General features: G+C 63.2%; 14 protein-coding genes. 9 read left to right on the top strand and 5 right to left on the bottom strand.

Annotation, left to right across the window (positions count from 1 at the left end; genetic code table 11):
• Positions 1-26 precede the first annotated feature (26 nt).
• Positions 27-1,337: an adenylosuccinate lyase gene (gene purB, locus ED21_RS03100; protein WP_006832371.1), complete on the bottom strand. Its 1,311-nt coding sequence runs from the start codon at positions 1,335-1,337 to the stop codon at positions 27-29.
• A 167-nt stretch (positions 1,338-1,504) separates the two neighbouring features.
• On the opposite strand from purB, the gene ED21_RS03095 reads away from it, so the two are divergent.
• Positions 1,505-4,321 (top strand): DUF3857 domain-containing protein, encoded by a 2,817-nt coding sequence (locus ED21_RS03095; RefSeq protein ID WP_034921029.1) that lies wholly within the window; start codon positions 1,505-1,507, stop codon positions 4,319-4,321.
• A gap of 7 nt (positions 4,322-4,328) precedes the next feature.
• On the opposite strand, the gene radC is transcribed toward ED21_RS03095, so the two are convergent.
• A complete protein-coding gene (gene radC, locus ED21_RS03090; RefSeq protein ID WP_006832369.1) occupies positions 4,329-5,027 on the bottom strand; it encodes a DNA repair protein RadC in 699 nt (232 codons plus the stop codon).
• Positions 5,028-5,123: 96 nt separating this feature from the next.
• Here radC and ED21_RS03085 point away from each other — a divergent pair, with 96 nt between their 5' ends.
• The 8 genes from ED21_RS03085 (at position 5,124) to ED21_RS03050 (ending at position 11,737) form a co-directional block, all read left to right on the top strand.
• Positions 5,124-8,306 carry a YdbH domain-containing protein gene (locus ED21_RS03085; RefSeq protein WP_198005796.1) on the top strand — a complete coding sequence of 1,061 codons (3,183 nt, stop codon included), beginning with the start codon at positions 5,124-5,126 and terminating at the stop codon, positions 8,304-8,306.
• A 56-nt stretch (positions 8,307-8,362) separates the two neighbouring features.
• Positions 8,363-8,566 (top strand): YnbE family lipoprotein, encoded by a 204-nt coding sequence (locus ED21_RS03080; protein ID WP_006832367.1) that lies wholly within the window; start codon positions 8,363-8,365, stop codon positions 8,564-8,566.
• On the top strand, positions 8,566-8,970 hold the full coding sequence (locus tag ED21_RS03075; RefSeq protein ID WP_050784696.1) for a YdbL family protein: 405 nt from the start codon (positions 8,566-8,568) through the stop codon (positions 8,968-8,970). The genes ED21_RS03080 and ED21_RS03075 overlap by 1 nt, the downstream gene beginning before the upstream one ends.
• Before the next feature lie 188 nt (positions 8,971-9,158).
• Positions 9,159-9,479, top strand: a complete 321-nt coding sequence (locus tag ED21_RS03070; RefSeq protein ID WP_034921288.1) for an AtpZ/AtpI family protein — start codon at positions 9,159-9,161, stop codon at positions 9,477-9,479.
• Positions 9,480-9,532: 53 nt separating this feature from the next.
• Positions 9,533-10,321, top strand: coding sequence for a F0F1 ATP synthase subunit A (locus ED21_RS03065; RefSeq protein WP_006832364.1), 789 nt, complete (start codon positions 9,533-9,535; stop codon positions 10,319-10,321).
• 36 nt (positions 10,322-10,357) lie between these two features.
• Positions 10,358-10,585: a F0F1 ATP synthase subunit C gene (locus ED21_RS03060; RefSeq protein ID WP_006832363.1), complete on the top strand. Its 228-nt coding sequence runs from the start codon at positions 10,358-10,360 to the stop codon at positions 10,583-10,585.
• 83 nt (positions 10,586-10,668) lie between these two features.
• Entirely contained in the window at positions 10,669-11,163 is a 495-nt protein-coding gene (locus tag ED21_RS03055) for a hypothetical protein (protein ID WP_006832362.1), read from the top strand.
• Positions 11,156-11,737, top strand: a complete 582-nt coding sequence (locus tag ED21_RS03050; protein WP_006832361.1) for an ATP synthase subunit B — start codon at positions 11,156-11,158, stop codon at positions 11,735-11,737. Before ED21_RS03055 ends, ED21_RS03050 begins: the two co-directional genes overlap by 8 nt.
• Before the next feature lie 58 nt (positions 11,738-11,795).
• Here ED21_RS03050 and ED21_RS03045 read toward each other — a convergent pair whose 3' ends face one another.
• The 3 genes from ED21_RS03045 to rpsA all read right to left on the bottom strand — a co-directional run bounded on the left by ED21_RS03045 (position 11,796) and on the right by rpsA (position 15,332).
• Complete coding sequence (locus ED21_RS03045) at positions 11,796-12,770, bottom strand: NADPH:quinone oxidoreductase family protein (protein WP_006832360.1); 975 nt, start codon at positions 12,768-12,770, stop codon at positions 11,796-11,798.
• A gap of 4 nt (positions 12,771-12,774) precedes the next feature.
• Positions 12,775-13,530, bottom strand: a complete 756-nt coding sequence (gene gloB / locus ED21_RS03040; RefSeq protein WP_006832359.1) for a hydroxyacylglutathione hydrolase — start codon at positions 13,528-13,530, stop codon at positions 12,775-12,777.
• A gap of 98 nt (positions 13,531-13,628) precedes the next feature.
• Positions 13,629-15,332 (bottom strand): 30S ribosomal protein S1, encoded by a 1,704-nt coding sequence (rpsA, locus tag ED21_RS03035; protein WP_034921027.1) that lies wholly within the window; start codon positions 15,330-15,332, stop codon positions 13,629-13,631.
• Positions 15,333-15,402 lie beyond the last annotated feature (70 nt).

Genomic DNA, 15,402 nt, shown 5'->3' with positions numbered 1-15,402 from the left:
CCGCGTCCAGCCGGTGCATCATTTGATCAGCCGAACACGCGGTCGAAGATCGTATCGACCTGCTTGAAGTGGTAGTCGAGATCGAAGCGCTCCTCGAGCTCTTCTTCGGTCAGCGCCGCGGTCACTTCCTCGTCCTGCTTGAGCAGGTCGAGCAGCATCAGCCTGCCGTCCGATTCCCACACCTTCATCGCGTTGCGCTGGACGAGGCGATAGGCATCCTCGCGGCTCACACCGTTCTGGGTAAGGGCGAGCAGCACGCGCTGCGAATGTATGAGCCCGCCCATCCGGTCCATGTTTGCCTGCATGCGCTCCGGATAAACCAGAAGCTTGTCGATCACGCCGGTGAGGCGGGCGAGAGCGAAGTCGAGCGTGATGGTCGCGTCCGGACCGATGAAGCGTTCGACCGAGGAGTGCGAGATATCGCGCTCGTGCCACAGCGCCACGTTTTCTAGTGCGGGCAGGGCATAGGCGCGGATCATGCGCGCTTGCCCCGTGAGGTTCTCGGTCAGGATCGGGTTGCGCTTGTGCGGCATGGCCGACGAACCCTTCTGGCCCTTTGAGAAGAATTCTTCCGCTTCCAGCACTTCGGTGCGCTGGAGATGGCGGACTTCGACCGATAGACGTTCGATAGATCCGGCGACGACGGCCAGAGTTGCGAAGTACATCGCATGGCGATCGCGCGGGATGACCTGGGTCGAAACCGGTTCGGGCTTCAGGCCCATCTTTTCGGCCACATATTCCTCGACGCTCGGATCGATATTGGCGAAGGTGCCGACGGCGCCAGAGATCGCGCAGGTCGCTATTTCCTCGCGCGCGGCCAGCAGGCGCGTCTTGCAGCGGTCGAACTCGGCATAGGCCTGCGCCAGTTTCAAGCCGAAGGTTACCGGCTCGGCATGGATGCCGTGGCTGCGGCCGATCGTCGGCGTGTACTTGTGTTCCTCGGCGCGGCGCTTGATCGCGGCGAGCAGCTGGTCGAGATCTTCGAGCAGCAAGTCGGTCGAGCGCGCCAGTTGCACCGCCAGCGTGGTGTCGAGCACGTCGGAGCTGGTCATGCCCTGATGCATGAAACGCGCTTCTTCGCCGACATTCTCGGCCACCCAGGTCAGGAAGGCGATGACGTCATGCTTCGTCACCGCCTCAATGGCGTCAATGGCTTCAACGTCGATCTTCGGCTCGGTCGCCCACCAGTCCCACAGCGCCTTGGCTGCGCTCTTGGGGACCACGCCCAGCTCGCCCAGCTTCTCGGTCGCGTGCGCTTCGATCTCGAACCAGATGCGGTATCTCGCCTCCGGCTCCCAGATGGCGGTCATGGCGGGGCGGGCGTAGCGGGGGACCATCGGTCGACTCCGTGAATGGCTGGGATATGCCGCGCCCCGCTAGAGAGGCAGGCGCGTGCTGGCAAGGGCGGCACGGCTTTATGCAGGGCTGTCCATGGTTGATACGACCTTTACCCATTCGTCGCAGGTCCATTGCACTCGCTTGGAGTTGCGATAGAATGTGCGCCATGAACGACAAATCGATTACTCGCCGCGCCCGCAGCTTCCTCTTCACCGGTGCAAGTATTGCGCTCGTCTTTTCTTCCCCCGCGTGGGCAGGCGAGGAGGTCGTGTACACGGACGCGCCGGACTGGATCGTCCCCGCCGAGCTCGCTTCGGTCGATGTCGCCGATGGCCCCTCGACCCTGATCTACGACTGGCAGCACCGGCTCGAAGGCGGCGTCGTCACCAGCTACGAAGACACCGCTTTCCGGATCGACAACCCCGACATGCTGATGCAGCAGGGTACGGTTTCGCTGGCGTGGCTGCCCGACAAGGGCGACCTGATGGTCCACCGGGTCGAGATCCTGCGAGGCGACGAGACGATCGACCTGATCGCCGCCGGTTCGCAGTTCGAGGTTATTCGCCGCGAACAGGGTCTCGAGCAGCGCCTGCTCGACGGCGAACTGACCGCGACTCTGGCCGTGCCGGGCCTGAAGGTCGGCGATATCCTGCGTGTGACCCATTCCACCACCACCGACGACCAGGCGCTGGGCGAAGAGATGCAGGTCTCGCAATATCTCTATTCCGATCCGTGGAAGGTCGGCTTCTCGCGCGCTCGGGTCAGCTGGCCGGAAAGCGCGGATGTGTACTGGCGCGCCGAAGACAAGGCCGGGGTGGGAGCGCCGACCAGTTCGAAGGGTTACCGCACCATCGACGTCACGCTGCCCATCGACAAGCTGGCGGAAATGCCCGGCGATGCGCCTTCGCGTTTCACCCGCGGTCCCGTCCTGCGCGTCGGCACCTTCGCCGATTGGCAGGAACTCTCCCGCGTTTTCGCGCCCCATTACATCGAGGCTGCAAAGGTAGCCGACGATAGCGCCGTGGCTGCCGAAGCGGACAAGATCATGCAGGCGACCGCCGACCCGCTGACCCGCGCGGCGATGGCCGTTCGCCTCGTGCAGGATGAGGTCAGCTATCTCCTCAACGGCCTCGACGGCGGCAACTACATGCCGCAGTCGGCCAGCGAGACCTGGGAAAAGCGCTATGGCGACTGCAAGGCGAAAACGGTGCTGCTCTATTCGCTGCTGACGCGCATGGGCATCGATGCGGTGCCCGTCCTCGTATCGACGCAGGGAGGGGACGCGGTTCCCGAACTGCTTCCGGTCCCAGGCAATTTCGACCACATTATCGTGCGCGCGACCATCGATGGCACGGACTACTGGCTTGACGGCACCAACACCGCGACGCGCCTCACCAATATCGCCGCTGTACCCGCTTTCTTCCATGCGCTCCCGGTGACTGTGGAGGGGGCCGATCTCGTGCCGATGACACAGCGCGAACCGCAATGGCCCGACATGGTGATGTCGATCACCACCGACTATTCGGCCGGCATCGACCTGCCGTCGCTCTTCGAGATGACCATGTCTTTCTACGGGCCGCGCGGGGCAAGTTTGCGCGCCATGGCGGATGAACAGGACAAGGACAGTCTTCGGCAGATCGCCAGCAACTTTGCCGGATCGGCTGGCGCCGGCGCGGCCGTGAAAACGGTCGAGGTGACGTATGACGAAGACGAAGCCAAAGGCGTCATTCACATCACGGGGGTCATGCCGAGTGACTTCCAATGGAGCGATGGCCGCCTCCGAATGAAGCCGGAGGACGGGCAGAACTTCGTGTTCAACCCCGACCGCGCTCGCTCGGAATGGCGCGCGATCCCGGTGCTGACGCCGGGTCCGAACCGCAACCGGATCGAGGCCGAGGTCATTCTTCCAGGCGACGCCAGCGCCTTCACGCAGACCGGTCCCGACACTGTCGACGAGACATTTGCCAACACGCGGGTCGTTGCGAAGAACTTTTCAGAGGGCAACCGCATCTTTTCGGCGGTCGATGTAATCCAGACGCTCGGCGAGGTCGCGCCCGAGGATATCAGCGCCAACAAGCGCGCGGTTCGCCAGATCAACGCTATCGACGCCGAACTTATTGCGCCCGAAGATGTGACCTGGCGCTGGGAACGCGAGCCGGCGGAAGTGGCGGCGCGCACGAAATCGCTGCTCAAGGCCTATGATGCCGCTGTCGAGTTCGCGGCGGAAGACGACTTCTCCGCCCATGCGCAGCGCGCCAATTTCCTTACCCAGATCTATGACTGGGAAGGGGCGCTGAAGGATCTCGACCTGCTGGTGGAAAAGGAAACGTCTGCCAACGTGCTGACCTGGCGCGCTTCGGTGCTGAATTCGCTCGGCCGGTCGGATGCGGCCATTGCCGATGCCAAGCGGGCCTATGACCTCGACCCCAACAGCGGCAACGCCTTCTTCCTCGCCGAACTCCTCGCTTACGAGGGCCAGCGCGACGAAGCGCTTGCGCTGCTCGAAACCGTTCCGGTGACAGACGAGGACAGCGGGAGCTATGCCAGCACCTATGCCACGGTTGCCGGCCTTGCGGGCAAGACCGATGTTGCCTTGGAACTGCTTGGCGACGAGGTGGCCAACAAGCCCCTGAACGCCTCGGTTCTAAACGCCGATTGCTGGTTCCGCGGCCTCTTCAACGTCGGTGTCGACGCGGCGATGAGCACCTGCACCAAGGCGATCGAACGGGCGACCAACAGCGCGCCGATGCTCGATAGCCGGGCCATGGTGAGCTACCGGATGGGCGACTACGACGCCGCCCTCAAGGACCTCGACAGCGCGCTGGAACTGGTTCCGGGGCTGTCCGCCTCGCTTTATCTGCGCGGTATCATCCGGCTCGAAAAGGGCGACAAGGACGGGCACGAGGACATCGCCACTGCGCTCAGGATGTCGCCCGATATCGCCAAACGCTACGCCATGCACGGGGTCGCGCCGAAGAAGTGACGCGCGGCTAGATCAGTCCCTTCGCGCGCAGCGATACATGGCTGCCACGTCCCACGATCACATGGTCGTGGACGGTGATGTTGAGAAGGCGGCCTGCTTCGGCGATGCGGGCCGTGATCTGGATATCGGCGCGGCTTGGTTCGGGATCGCCGCTCGGATGGTTGTGGACGAGAATCAGCGCGCTCGCGCCCACGTCGAAGGCCCGCCGGATGACTTCACGCGGATGGATGGCCGCTTCGTCGATCGAGCCTTCGGCGGCAAGGTGATCGTCGATCAGGCGGTTGCGCGTGTCGAGATAGAGGACGCGCACGCGTTCGTGCTTCAATTCGCCCATGTCGATGGCAAGATAGTCGAGCAGAGCCTGCCAACTGCCCAGCACCGGTTGCTGCTGGATCGAGCCGCGGGCCATGCGCCGGGCGGAAAGCGATACGGCGTGAAGTGCCGCTGCGCTCGCTTCACCCATGCCCTTGACCTGAGCAAGCGCTCCGGGGGGCGCGTTCATTACGCTGGAGAATGAGCCGAACTGCGCGATCAGCCGCTTTGCCAAAGGCTTGGTGTCGCCCTGACGGATCGCGGAAAAAAGGAGAAATTCCAGCAGTTCGTAATCGGCCAAGGCCTCAGCTCCGCCCGTCAGGAGGCGCTGGCGCAGCCGCTCGCGATGGCCGGCTCCGGCATGGCTGGATGCATTTTTGTCCGCCCCCGGCACCTTTTCTCTCCCCTAGGCGTTTCAATGCCTTGCATTGCCTTTATGGTGCGATGCGCGCAAGTGCGGGATTCGATGGACGGGTCAGAAGGTCAAAATGTGAGTGAGCGGCCCCGCTGGCGCAAGAAGCGCTGGGGTGTGCCGGTGCTCCTGCTGCTTGGCCTGCTGGTGATGGCGATCTTCGCCTGGACCAATCGCATAAGCATTGCCGACGATTTCATTGCGGACCAGCTCGAAGCCTATGACCTCCCGGCGACCTATTCCGTCGAGCGTGTCGGCGGTCGCACGCAGATAATTTCGAACCTCGTCATCGGGGATCCCGAAGCCCCGGATTTTACGGCAGAGCGCGTTATCGTGCGCCTGAAGCATCGCTTCGGCTTGCCGCAGGTGGGGGCGATAACGCTGGTCGAGCCGCGGCTCTACGGGCGCTATATCGATGGCGAACTGAGTTTCGGATCGCTCGACAGCCTGCTCTTCGACGATTCGGGCGAGCCTTCAGGCCTGCCCGATATCGACCTTGCAATCCGCGACGGTCGCGGCCTCATCGAAACCGATTACGGTCCGGTCGGGCTGAAGGTCGCCGGGCAGGGCAATGTCGCGGACGGGTTTGCCGGCGTCCTCGCGGCGACCGCACCGGAGTTCGCCAGCGAGGCCTGCACGATGGCGGGTGTCACGCTTTTCGGGGACATTACCACTTCGGGTGGGGAACCGAGCTTTTCTGGCCCGTTGCGGATGGAAACCTTCGATTGCGCTGAGATGGAACTGTCTGTCGAGGATGTCGTTGCCGACCTCGATCTCACTGCGAGCGCCGAACTCGCCGATCCCCGCTTTGCGGCACGCATATCGGGTAACCGAGCCCGCTATGCCGGAAATAGCGCGGAATCGCTTGCCGGAACGCTGCGCGCGCAGTTGGCGGGATCGTCTCTGACCTCGCGCTACACCGTCGCCATGCGCGGTGTGGAAACGCCGCAGGCGCTCGCCGCCCTGCTCACCGCAGAAGGGACCCTTCGCTCGCGGGACGATTTCGAACGCGTCGAAATTGAAAGCAATGTCGAAGGAAACGGGCTGCGCCTCGGGCGTAGCCTGATGGGGTCCATCGAAACCCTCGCAAATGCAGGCGACGGGACACTGCTGGAACCGATCGCGCGGCGAATCGGTGCGGCCCTGCAGAACGAGACCCGCGGCAGCGCGCTGGATGCCGATGTTCTCTATCGTAGTAGTCCCCAGGGCTATTCGCTGACCGTACCGCAGGCGCAGATGACCGGGGGGAGCGGGGCACGCATCCTCTCGCTTTCACGCTTCGAAGTGACCGAGCGCGGTGACGAGCCGGTAAGGCTGGCCGGCAACGTGGCGACGGGCGGACCGGGTATTCCGCGAATCAGCGGCCGCATGGAACGTGTGGGCGAAGGGGATGCCGTCTTCCGCCTGAGCATGGCACCCTACGAGGCCGGTGGTTCGCAACTCGCCATCCCCGGACTTACGATTGCGCAGGGCGATGCAGGAGCGCTGGGATTTTCCGGTCGGATCGAGGCCAGCGGTCCGCTGCCGGGCGGCGCCGTCGACCAGCTTTCCGTCCCGGTCAGCGGCCGCTGGGCGGAAGGGGGCGACCTTGTGCTCTGGCGCGAATGCACGCGGATTGCCTTTCGCCGGCTCGCCTATGCCGATCTCAGCATCGCCGGACCTGGCCTCACCCTCTGCCCGCCGCCGGGCAAACCCATGCTGCGTTATGGTTCGGGTGGGGTGCAGTTCGCCGCCGGAACGCCCGGGCTGGATCTCGCCGGATCGCTGGGCGAGACCCCGATCCGGATCGCCAGCGGACCGGTCGGCTTCGCCTACCCGGGAACGGTTCGCGCGCAGGACCTCGATATTGCCCTCGGCCCTGCGGCAACGGCGAGCCGCTTCCTTATCTCCGATCTTACGGCGCAAGTGGGCGATACTATCGCGGGCGACTTCGAGGATGCGGAGATTGCGCTTGCCGCCGTTCCGATGACGCTGGTCAACACCTCGGGCCAATGGGCCTACGAGGAGGGCAGGCTCAGCATCGGCGACGCTGCCTTCCGCCTGATCGACCGCCAGGAACCCGATCGTTTCAAACCACTCGAAGCGGGCGATGCCTCGCTAACGCTGGTCGACAACATCATTGAAGCCGACGCTTCCCTGCGCAACCCGCAGACGGACCGCGTGGTGACGCTGGTCGACATCCGTCACGATCTCTCCACCGGTGGCGGCTACGCCAATCTCGACGTGGAAGGCGTGCAGTTCGACGAAAGCCTGCAACCCGAGGACCTGAGCGTCCTCGCCAAGGGTGTGATCGCGAATGCGGAAGGTGTCATCACCGGCGAAGGGCGGATCGACTGGTCGCCCACCGGCGAGGTGACCAGCACGGGATCGTTCTCGTCTGACGACCTCGATTTCGCCGCCGCTTTCGGCCCGGTGAAGGGCGCGAGCGGAACGGTGGAGTTTACCGATCTCCTCAATCTCACAACGGCGCCGGACCAGAAGATCCGCGTCGCCTCGGTCAATCCGGGCATCGAGGTGCTGGACGGCGAAGTGGAATTCCGTCTCGAGAACGGCGAATTGCTGGCGGTGAGCGGCGGCAGCTGGCCCTTCATGGGCGGAACGCTGATCCTGCGCGAGGTCGATCTCAATCTCGGCATCAGCGAGGAGCGAGCCTATATTTTCGAGATCGTCGGCCTCGATGCTGCGCAGTTCGTCGCGCAGATGGAGCTCGAGAACATCTCGGCGACCGGCATTTTCGACGGTACGATCCCGATCATCTTCGACGTGGACGGGAATGGCCGGATCGAAGACGGCATCCTTATCTCGCGGTCTCCGGGCGGTAATATCTCCTATGTCGGCGAACTGACCTACGAGGATCTCTCGGCCATCGCCAATTTCGCGTTTGATGCCTTGCGCAGTCTCGACTACTCGCAGATGCGCGTGATCATGAACGGGCCGCTGACCGGCGAGATCGTCACCCAGGTGCGCTTCGACGGCGTTCGTCAGGGTGAGGGGGCTGAGACCAATTTCATCACGCGCCAGATCGCCAATCTCCCGCTGCAGTTCCGCATCAACATCAAGGCGCAGTTCTACCAGCTGATCACCAGCCTCAAGGCGATGTACGACCCGGCCTCCGTCCGCGATCCCCGCGAACTGGGCCTCCTCGACGACGACGGCACGAGGCTGCGTCGCTCGATCACCGGCGAAGAGGCCGAACCCGATATCGATCCATCCGACGTGATTCCGGATGAACCCACCATTCAGGACCAGGAAAGCGAGTAAGCGCTATGAAATCCCGTGAATTGACTGACTCCCGTGGCCCTGCGAGAACCTGCGTGATGCAGGGGAAAGCGGACAGGAAGGGTCTGAAGATTTCGGCGGCGGTCGGCATGGCCTCGCTCGCGCTGGCAGGTTGCGTCACGGTGGAAGCGCCGACGGAACCCATCGTGATCGAGCTCAACGTCAACATCCGCCAGGAAGTGATCTATCGCCTCGCCGAAGATGCGGGCGACACGATCGAGAACAATGCGGATATTTTCTGATGGGTGAATTTATGACCAAGCGACTTACTAGGGCTGTGCTTTCGGGTGCTGCCATCGCCGTGGCAGTGGGTGGCCTAGCCACTCCCGCCTTTGCCCAGCGTGATCCGGCCTACGCGGCGGCTCGTTCGGCCGGGCAGGTCGGCGAGAAGATGGACGGCTATCTGGGTATCGTTGGTGAGGAAACCGCCGAACTCCGCCGCCTCGTAAACGACATTAACATTAAGCGCCGCGCGGTCTATTCGCAGCGTGCGCAGGCGACCAATGCGACGCTCGAGGAATACGCGCTGACCGCCGGTTGCCAAGCAATTCTGGCGACGACGCCGGGCGAAAGATACCAGGCGCCCGACGGCAGCTGGCAGACGCGCACCAACGCCCCGCCGAAGCGCGATTCGCGCTGCCCTTGAAGCAGCGCTCTCAGACGCTTGGAGAAGCCTCTCCCCTGCAACGCGCCGGGGGGAGGCTTTTTTGCAACGGGAGTTGCGTAAATGGGCCGCTCTTCATGTTGACTCGCCCATGCCCCCCATCTAAGGGGGCCGCGCCCTTGGCGGGCAAGTCCCTGCGCGTGCCGCGCAACCCCATGAAGGAGCAAGGCATGAGCGACGACGAGCCCGCACGGAAATCCATCGAGGAGGATGCGCGGATCGACGCGCTGGAAAAGCGGTTAAGTGCCGCCCAGCAGCGCGAAGATCAGCGCAACCGCAAGACCGGTTCCGGGGCCGATGCGAATTATCGCAGCGGCAACCGTGTTCTGGCAGACTTGCTCGGGGGGCTTCTGGGAGGTTCGGTGATCGGTTACGCCATTGGCTTCTTTACCGATACCAATCCTTGGGGTCTGCTGGTGGGGCTGTTCCTCGGAATAGTGGTCGCCTTCAGGAATATTATCCGCGCGGCAAATCAGAAGCCCGGCGAGTGACCCCGAGAGGGGCTTTGCGGGGCTTTCGTTACAGGATTTAGGGAATTTCAGACGTGGCAGCCGAACAGGCCAAAGTCGATCCGATGTACCAGTTCACCATCCAGGCGCTTGGCGGCTCGGATAATTGGGAACTGGCCGGCTACAACATCGCCTTCACCAACAGCGCGCTGTGGATGCTGATCACCACCGTGGTGCTCTTCCTCTTCGTGCTTGGCGGGATGAAGCGCGAGCTCGTTCCCGGCCGCTGGCAGATGATGGTGGAAAGCTTCACCGGCTTCATCGACAACATGCTCGAAGCGAACATCGGCAAGGCGGGGCGCAAGTATGTGCCTTACGTCTTCAGCCTCTTCATGTTCATTCTCTTTGCGAACCTGCTCGGCTTGCTTCCGCTGGGCGTGATCGGGGTCCACCCGTTCACCTTCACCAGCCACTTCACCGTGACCGGCATCCTCGCGATCATCAGCTTCTCGATCGTCCTCATCGTGGGCTTCTGGCGTCATGGCCTGCACTTCTTCAGCCTGTTCGTGCCGCACGGCACGCCGCTGCCGATGGTGCCCGTGATCGCGCCGATCGAATTCATTTCCTTCATGGTCCGCCCGTTCAGCCTCGGCCTGCGTCTCTTCGTGGCCATGATGGCCGGTCACGTGCTACTCGAAGTGCTGTCGAGCTTCGTGATCGACGGCACCAACGCAGGCGCCGGCTTCGGTCTTCTGGTCGGCCTGCCGAGCTTCCTGCTGATGATCGGTATCTGCGCTCTGGAGCTGCTGGTTGCCGGCATCCAGGCCTATGTTTTCGCTCTTCTGACGTCGCTGTACATCAACGACGCCGAGAACCTTCACTAAGTCTTCAATTTACACGTTTTTCCAAAGGAGTTTGTCATGGAAATGGAAGCTGCAAAGCTCATCGGTGCTGGCCTCGCTGCAATCGGCGCAGGCATGGCTGCAATCGGCGTTGGTAACGTCTTCGGTTCGTTCCTCGAAAGCGCCCTGCGCAACCCGGGCGCAGCAGACGGCCAGCAGGGCCGCCTGTTCATCGGCTTCGCCGCTGCCGAACTTCTCGGCCTGCTGGCGTTCGTCGTTGCCATGATCCTGATCTTCGTCGCCTAACCGACGAAATCCCTGATCTGGAGCCGGTCGGGTACGCCTGACCGGCCCCGCAATTTTCTGCCTTACGCTTTTCGAGAGCTGCAATGCCCCAGATAGCACAGCTTGCCGATACATGGTCCAGCCAGGTCTTCTGGCTGCTGGTCTTTTTCGGCATCACTTTCTTCGTCATCGGCAAGGGCATGGTGCCCAAGGTGATGGACACCGTCGCCAGCCGTGACGGCCAGATTGCCGCCGACCTCGCCGCTGCCAAGGCCGCGCGCGATGCCGCCGACGAGCAGGAAGAAGCCTGGCGGGTCAAGGAAAACGAAAACCGCGCCGCGGCGCAGGCGATCGTTGCCAAGGCCAAGGAAGCAGGCGCCAAGAAGAGCGAAACCAAGCTCAAGGCGGCCCAGACCCGTATCGACAAGAAACTTGCCGATGCCGAAGCACGGATCGCCGAAGCGCGTACCGCAGCGCTTGCCGAAGTCGAGGCCGTGGCCGTCGAAGCCGCGCAAGACATCGTCAAGACGCTCGCCGGCGTGAAGGTGACCAAGCCTGTTGCCACCAAGGCCGTGAAGGAGCAGATGGCTCATGGCTAACACTACTCCCAGCGACCTGCCCGAAGTGATCGCCACGGAAACGCCGCAGGCGACGACGGAGATCGACGCCGGGGCTGGCAAGCACGTCGAGCCCGAGCTCTTCGGCCTTGCACCCTTCCAGATCGTGTCGATCGCGATGCTGGTCCTCCTGCTGTTCGCGTTCTTCGGCGCCAAGGTCCACAAGACCATCGCCGGCGGCCTCGACAACAAGATCGCCTCGATCAAGGAACAGCTCGAGGAAGCCAAGCAGCTTCGCGCGGAAGCGGAAGCCTTGCGCAAGGAATATGCCGACAAGATCGCAGGCGCCGAGAAGGATGCCGAAGCGATGCTCGTCAACGCGCAGACCGAAGCCGACGCGATCCTCGAGAAAGCAGAAGCCGACAGCAAGGCCATGGTCGAGCGTCGCAAGCGAATGGCGGAAGACAAGATCGCCGCTGCCGAGCGTGAAGCTGTCGAAGAGGTGCGCAACCGCGCCGTTTCGGCCGCCACCGGTGCGAGCCGCAAGCTGATTGCCGAAAAGCACGATGCCGAAGCCGACCGCGCTCTGGCCGACAAGGTTATCGCCGGGATCTGATCTTCCCGCGCTACGCTGATTACGAAAGGGCGGCCCCAGGGGGTCGCCCTTTTGCGTTTCAGGGTGCGAGCACGACCTTGCCGACGATCTCCCCGCGATCCATGGCCTTGAAGCCCTTGCGCCATTGATCGAGCGGGAGGATGCGGTCGATGTGCGGGGCGATGCGTTTCTCGCTCGCCAGTTTATCGATGGCCTCGGCAATCCGCTGCCCGCGTTCAGGGAAGCGGCGCGCGTATTCGCCGGCGCGGACACCGACCACGCTGAAGCCTTTGATGAGGGGAATGTTCACCGCGATTTCCGGGATGCGACCGGCGACGAAACCGACGACCAGCAGCTTGCCGCCGAAGGTTACACAGCGGGTACTCTCGTCGAACACGTCGCCGCCGACGGGGTCGAACACCAGATCGCATAGCGCGCCATCGGTGAGGGTGGAGACTTCCTCGCGAAAACGGCCATGGTTGAGGATCGCCGCGTGCGTCGTCCCCGTGCGGCGGATCGCTTCGAGCTTCGCTTCCGAATGCGTTGCTGCGATGACCTTTGCCCCAAGCGCCTTGGCGAGATCGCAGGCCGCAAGACCCACGCCGCCGCTCGCGCCATGGACGAGCACCGTCTGGCCGGGCTGTAACCCGCCAAGTTCGACCAAGCTGACATAGGCGGTGTGATAGGCCGCGCCCATCGCCGCCGCCTGGGCGAAATCGAGGCCTTCGGGAATGGCGCGCAAGGCGGTGGTTGAAAGTGCGATCTGCTGGGCGAACGCACCCGTTTTGGCACCGCCCATGACCTTGTCGCCGACTTCGAACCCGGACCCGGGATCGGCCTCGATCACTTCGCCTGCCATTTCCAGTCCGGAGACGAAAGGCAGCTCCGGTTTGAACTGGTAGTCGCCCCGCGTCATCAGGAGGTCGGGATAGTTGAGCGAGGCAGCGCGCACGGCGACGAGCAACTCGCCGGTCCTGCGCCGCGGCGCATCGACATCGCGCAAGCCCAAGCCCGAAAGGTCGCGGCTCAGTTCTTCGACGACGAGAGCCTTCATGCGTTCAAAAATTGTCCTTGGCGGCACGCAGCGCGGCAAAGGTCTCGGCCGGAGTGGTCCCGCCCCAGCGGTCACGGATATCAGCATCGTCGGCGCGCAGGAAGGGGTTGGTGACCAGCTCGCGCGAGAGGAGGGTAGGCACGGTCGGTTCGTCCTTGGCGCGCTTTTCCTCGATCCTCCCGGCGTAAAGGCGCAGTTCGGCGTTGTCCGGGTCGGCATGCAGCGCGAACTTCGCGTTCGCTTGCGTGTATTCATGCGCGCAATAGAGCAGCGTGTTGTCGGGCAGTTGGCGGATGCGTTCGAGGCTGTGCCAGAATTGCTCGGGCTTGCCCTCGAACATGCGTCCGCAGCCGAGCGCAAAAACGCTGTCGCCGACGAAGGCCGTGTCGGCTTCGGCAATGTGGTAGGCGATGTGGCCGTTGGTGTGGCCGGAGACATCGATCACGCGCGCCTTCCATTCCCCCAGAGAGACCGTGTCGCCATTGCCGACCACCTCGTCGATCGGGCTCAGTTTCTCGACCTCGTGCGGCGCGACCACCTTTGCACCGGTCGCTTCGACGATGGCCTTGTTCCCGCCTGCATGGTCGGGATGCCAGTGCGTGTTCCAGATCTGCGTGATCGTCCACCTCTTGGCCTCGGCCTGGCGCAGATATTCCGCGCTATCGGGCGTGTCGATCGCCGCGGTTTCGCCGCTGTCGGGATCGTGGAGGAGAAAGCCGTAATTGTCGGACAGGCAGGGGAACTGGTGAATCTCTAGCATGTAGGACAGCCTATCCCGCTTGCCCCATGTAGGAAAGGCCCCCCCGCCCCGTGTGAGCGACGGGCCTTTCCAAATTTCTTCAAGAAGGCGGGAAGAGCTTAGTCTTCCTTCTTCTTCAGCGCTTCGCCGAGGATGTCGCCGAGCGAGGCACCCGAATCCGACGAACCGAACTGTGCAACCGCTTCCTTCTCTTCGGCGATCTGACGCGCCTTGATCGAGAAGGTCGGCTTCTTCGAGCGGTCGAAACCGGTGACCATGGCGTCAACCTTGGCACCCGGCTGGAAACGATCCGAACGCTGTTCGTCGCGATCGCGGCCGAGGTCCGAACGCTTGATGAAGCCGGTTGCGCCATCTTCGCCGACCTGGACTTCGAGACCGCCATCGCGGACTTCGAGAACGGTGACGGTGACGACCTGGTTCTTGCGAACGTCGCTCTGCGCGCCAGCTTCGGTCGGAGCACCCTTTTCGAGCTGCTTCATGCCGAGGCTGATGCGTTCCTTGTCGATGTCGACATCGAGAACGATGGCTTCGACTTCTTCACCCTTGCGGTGCAGGGCGAGGGCGTCTTCACCCGAGATGCCCCATGCAATGTCGGACATGTGAACCATGCCGTCGACATCGCCCGGAAGGCCGATGAACAGGCCGAATTCGGTGGCGTTCTTGACTTCGCCGGTAACCTTGGCGCCAACGGGGTGCGCTTCGGCGAATTCTTCCCACGGATTGCGCTGGGCCTGCTTGAGGCCGAGCGAAATGCGGCGCTTCTCGCTGTCCACTTCGAGGACCATGACTTCGACTTCTTGGCTGGTCGAGACGATCTTGCCCGGGTGGACGTTCTTCTTGGTCCAGCTCATTTCCGAAACGTGGACCAGGCCTTCGATGCCCGGCTCGATTTCGACGAATGCGCCGTATTCGGTGATGTTGGTGACGGTGCCCGTCAGCTTCATGCCGACCGGGTACTTGGCTGCAACGCCATCCCACGGATCCGATTCCAGCTGCTTCATGCCGAGGCTGATGCGCTGGGTGTCTTCGTTGATGCGGATGATCTGGACGGTCACGGTCTGGCCGATCTCGATCATTTCGCTGGGGTGGTTGACGCGCTTGTAGCTCATGTCGGTGACGTGGAGCAGGCCGTCGATACCGCCGAGGTCGACGAAGGCGCCGTAGTCGGTGATGTTCTTGACCACGCCGTCGATCACCTGACCTTCGGCCAGCTTGTCGATCAGTTCGCTGCGCTGTTCTGCACGGGTCTCTTCGAGGACCGCGCGACGCGAGACGACGATGTTACCGCGGCGGCGGTCCATCTTGAGGATCTGGAAGGGCTGGGCCATGTCCATGAGCGGGGTGACGTCGCGCACGGGACGGATGTCGACTTGGCTGCCGGGCAGGAAGGCCACGGCGCCGTCGAGGTCGACGGTGAAGCCGCCCTTGACGCGGCCGAAGATGCGGCCTTCGACGCGCTTGCCTTCGCCGAATTCGCTTTCAAGCTTGTCCCATGCGGCTTCGCGGCGTGCACGGTCGCGCGACAGCATGGCTTCGCCGTCGGCGTTCTCGATGCGGTCGACGAAGACTTCGACTTCCGAGCCGACTTCGAGGCCGTGCTCGTCTTCGCCGCGCATGAATTCCTTGAGGTCGACGCGGCCTTCGCTCTTCAGGCCGACATCGATGTGGGCCATGCCGTTTTCGATGGAGGTGACGGTGCCCTTGACGACGCGGCCTTCGAAGCCGCCATCATCGGCGCCGCCAAGCTGCTCGTCGAGCATTGCCGCGAAATCGTCGCGGCTCGGATTGGCTGAAGTTGCCATGAGTTGTGTAGTCCTAACTTACGTTTGCTACCGGCCACCGGTTTTACCGGGGTCTTTCTCCGTCTGCCTG

Source organism: Erythrobacter sp. SD-21 (assembly GCF_000181515.1).
Taxonomy (GTDB): Bacteria; Pseudomonadota; Alphaproteobacteria; order Sphingomonadales; family Sphingomonadaceae; genus Qipengyuania.
The sequence above is the reverse complement of the archived record's forward strand: the minus strand, read 5'-3'. Positions and strand labels throughout refer to the sequence as shown.